Source organism: Vibrio sp. V42_P2S4T144, assembly GCF_009904715.1.
Lineage (GTDB): Bacteria > Pseudomonadota > Gammaproteobacteria > Enterobacterales > Vibrionaceae > Vibrio > Vibrio alginolyticus.
Window position 1 is genome coordinate 1 of sequence record NZ_WXWS01000565.1, and the last position, 2,756, is coordinate 2,756.

3 protein-coding genes are annotated in these 2,756 nt (G+C 47.1%); all 3 read left to right on the forward strand.

Features of this window, described 5'->3' with window-relative positions:
• The coding region (locus tag CAG68_RS18810; RefSeq protein WP_202600002.1) for an SPOR domain-containing protein at positions 1-119 on the forward strand (119 nt) is incomplete at its 5' end.
• Between the two features lie 115 nt (positions 120-234).
• Positions 235-786: an ATP-dependent protease subunit HslV gene (gene hslV, locus CAG68_RS18815; RefSeq protein WP_005383176.1), complete on the forward strand. Its 552-nt coding sequence runs from the start codon at positions 235-237 to the stop codon at positions 784-786.
• 23 nt (positions 787-809) lie between these two features.
• Entirely contained in the window at positions 810-2,141 is a 1,332-nt protein-coding gene (hslU, locus tag CAG68_RS18820) for an HslU--HslV peptidase ATPase subunit (RefSeq protein WP_025768349.1), read from the forward strand.
• The last annotated feature ends 615 nt before the right edge of the window (positions 2,142-2,756 follow it).

A 2,756-nucleotide genomic window follows, 5' to 3' on the forward strand; every position in this document is an offset into this window, starting at 1 on the left:
GTTCATGGTATCGCGTGGTGCTAGGTCCGTATAAGTTCAAACGTGATGCAGAACGTGACCGCCATAAACTGCAACGCGCGAAAATCGAGCCGTGTGCGATTTGGAAAGAAAATCTTTAAACTCAGGCCCTAGGAGCTAAGATCCTAGGGCCTTTCTTTTTGCCCCCTTGAATCCCCATTTCTCCTCCCCCATATACTGAATTAAATCCAAAGAGAAATAATCAAGAGGTCGACTGTGACTACCATTGTATCTGTACGTCGAAATAATAAAGTCGTCATCGCGGGTGATGGCCAAGTATCTCTAGGCAATACCGTAATGAAAGGTAATGCGCGCAAAGTTCGCCGCCTGTACAACAACCAAGTACTAGCGGGCTTTGCCGGCGGTACTGCGGATGCCTTCACCCTTTTTGAGCGCTTCGAAAGCAAACTGCAAATGCACCAAGGTCACCTAACCAAAGCGGCAGTTGAGCTAGCTAAAGACTGGCGTAGCGATCGTGCTTTGCGCAAGCTCGAAGCCTTACTTGCCGTTGCCGACGAAACCGCATCGTTAATCATTACCGGTAATGGTGATGTCGTACAGCCAGAACATGACCTGATTGCGATTGGCTCTGGTGGTGCTTACGCACAAGCTGCCGCAACCGCCCTACTAGAAAACACAGATCTAGATGCTCGTGAGATCGCGGAAAAAGCTCTCAATATCGCGGGTGATATTTGTGTCTTCACTAACCATCACCACACGGTAGAAGAGCTAGACTCAACAGTAGAGCCTGAAAAACCAACCGCGTAATCGTAACGAAGTAAGGAAAGAATATGTCTGAAATGACGCCTCGCGAAATCGTTCATGAATTGAACCGCCACATTATCGGTCAAGAAAAAGCCAAGCGTTCGGTTGCGATTGCACTTCGTAACCGCTGGCGCCGCATGCAGCTTGAAGAAAGCTTGCGTGCCGAAGTGACGCCAAAAAACATCTTGATGATTGGTCCTACTGGTGTTGGTAAGACTGAAATCGCACGACGCCTCGCAAAACTGGCAAATGCCCCTTTCATCAAAGTTGAAGCGACAAAATTCACCGAAGTGGGTTACGTTGGTAAAGAAGTTGAAACCATCATCCGTGACCTAACCGATGTCGCTGTGAAAATGACGCATCAACAAGCGATGGAGAAAGTGAAATTCCGCGCAGAAGAGCAAGCGGAAGAACGCATTCTTGATGCGCTACTGCCACCAGCACGTGATAGCTGGGGTCAAGCAGAGCAAACGGAAGAGTCTTCTCACACTCGCCAGATCTTCCGTAAGAAACTGCGTGAAGGCCAACTAGACGATAAAGAAATTGAAATCGACGTAGCCGCACCACAAATGGGCGTAGAGATCATGGCGCCTCCTGGTATGGAAGAGATGACTAACCAGCTGCAAGGCATGTTCCAAAACCTGGCAGGCGACACTAAGAAAAAACGTAAGCTGAAGATCAAAGACGCAATGAAAGCGTTAGCGGAAGAAGAAGCGGCGAAACTGGTAAACCAAGAAGAGCTAAAAGAAGCAGCGATTTTCAACGTTGAAAACAACGGCATCGTATTTATCGATGAGATCGACAAAATCTGTAAACGCGGCGAGAGCTCAGGCCCAGACGTTTCACGCGAAGGTGTTCAGCGCGACCTACTTCCATTGATTGAAGGCAGCACGGTATCAACCAAGCACGGCATGGTAAAAACAGACCACATTCTGTTTGTTGCATCTGGTGCATTCCAAGTGGCAAAACCATCTGACTTGATCCCAGAATTGCAAGGTCGTCTACCAATTCGTGTTGAGCTAGAAGCACTAAGCAGCAACGACTTCAAACGCATTCTGACAGAACCAAAAGCCTCTCTAACAGAGCAGTACGTTGCGTTGATGAAAACGGAAGATGTGGACATCGAATTCACAGAAGACGGCATCACGCAAATCGCGGAAGCGGCATGGACGGTCAACGAAAGCACAGAAAACATCGGTGCTCGTCGCTTACACACCGTAATGGAACGCTTAATGGATGAAATCTCTTACGACGCAGCGGAGCAATCTGGCGCTAAATTCGTTATTGATTCCGCTTATGTGAAAGCACGCTTAGGCGACACGATTGAAGATGAAGATCTAAGCCGCTTTATTCTTTAATCGCAATCTATTTTACCAAAGCCCAGAACCTTGTTTCTGGGCTTTTTGTATAGAATGACGGTGACTTTGACAACACCTAAATCAAAAAAGATCTCGTCATTCTAGCGAGCTCAAGCGAGACTAAGAATCTGCTAACAGCAGACGCCTTTCTTTCCAACTCACCTTCACCACTGCACAATCGGATGATCGATTCTGAATCACACTCGTTCCTCGCTGTTCAGAATGACGGTGACTTAGACAACACCCAAATCAAAGGATCTCGTCACTCTAAGAGCTCAAGCGAGACTAAGAATCTGCTAACAGCAGACGCCTATTCTTCCTCGCTCACCTTAATCACCGCACAATCGGATGATAGATTCTGAATCACATTCGTTCCTCGCTGTTCAGAATGACGGTGACTTAGACAACATCTAAATCAAAGGATCTCGTCATTCTAGCGAGCTCAAGCGAGACTAAGAATCTGGTAACAGCAAACGCCTATTCTTTCTCTCTCACCGTAACCACCGCACAATCAGATGATAGATTCTGAATCACACTCGTTCCTCGCTGTTCAGAATGACGGTGACTTAGACAACACCTAAATCAAAAAGATCTCGTCATTCTAGTATATGGACT

What these genes read in the sequence shown, in the direction of transcription:
- hslU (WP_025768349.1), top strand. Translation starts at nt 810, where the DNA reads ATGTCTGAAATGACGCCTCGCGAAATCGTTCATGAATTGAACCGCCAC.